The organism is Pelomicrobium sp. G1 (assembly GCF_051905455.1).
GTDB lineage: Bacteria > Pseudomonadota > Gammaproteobacteria > Burkholderiales > UBA6910 > Pelomicrobium.
The window spans coordinates 1-244 of record NZ_JBQACR010000523.1 but is presented as its reverse complement, the minus strand read 5'-3'; the positions used below and the strand labels follow the sequence as shown (position 1 = coordinate 244).

The 244-nt window shown below is 64.3% G+C and carries 1 protein-coding gene; it reads left to right on the top strand.

What is annotated here, in order from left to right; all coding sequences use genetic code 11:
- Positions 1-244: formaldehyde-activating enzyme (locus ACTFO6_RS19475; protein WP_439935960.1), on the top strand; the 244-nt coding region annotated here is incomplete at both ends.

Here is a 244-nt window from a genome sequence, read left to right as displayed (position 1 = left end):
ACCCAGATGTTCGGGCCGGCTCAGCGGGGCGTGGCGATAGCGGTGGCCGACTGCGTGGAGGATGGCACCATCCCGGCGAACGGGGCCGATGACGTCTTCATTTGCGTGGGAGTGTTCATCCACTGGGAGGCCGCCGAAGACAACAAGATCCAGGACTTCAACTACCAGGCGACCAAGGAGGCGATAAAGCGGGCGGTGGCTAGCGAGCCCAAGGTGAGCGACATCCTCGCAAAGCGGCGCAGCG